Below are 500 nucleotides of genomic sequence, written 5' to 3' on the forward strand. Positions count from 1 at the left end.
CCAGAGATTGTGCCGTGGCTTGCGGTGAGGCCCGCGACTGAGAGCTGATCGCCGGTGTCGATATCCGTGGCATGCTCGATTAGCTGTGTCACGGTGATCTGCACCGATTTGTCCTCGGTGCCGCCGGGCAGGGTGACCGGTCCGCTGACCGCTGGCCCATCGTTGGTGCCGGTGACGGTGATGGTCAGGTTCTGCGTGTCGGTCGCGGTGCCGTCCGTGACGGTGACGGGGATCGTCACTTGCTGCGTCGCGCCTGCCGCGAGGTGCTGGTAGGCGGCGTCGGTCGGATCAAAGCTCCAGGACCCGTCCGCGTTCAGCGTGAACCCCGCCGGTGCTGCCTGCCCCAGAGAATAGGCCAGCGTGTCGCCGGTATCGACATCCGTCGCCGACATCTGTCCCGAGACCGACGACCCGTCCTCGGTCGCCGAAGCCGTAGCGGCGCTCAGAACCGGCGCATCGTTGGTCCCATGGATCGTGATCTGGATCTGATGCGTCGTGCC

Annotated in this window: 1 protein-coding gene; it reads right to left on the reverse strand. The window is 66.2% G+C overall.

All coding sequences use genetic code 11. From position 1 onward, the window contains the following. The coding region (locus Q0932_RS20480; RefSeq protein ID WP_299357118.1) for a VCBS domain-containing protein at nucleotides 1-500 on the reverse strand (500 nt) is incomplete at both ends.

The organism is uncultured Shimia sp. (assembly GCF_947498095.1).
Classification (GTDB): Bacteria; Pseudomonadota; Alphaproteobacteria; order Rhodobacterales; family Rhodobacteraceae; genus Shimia.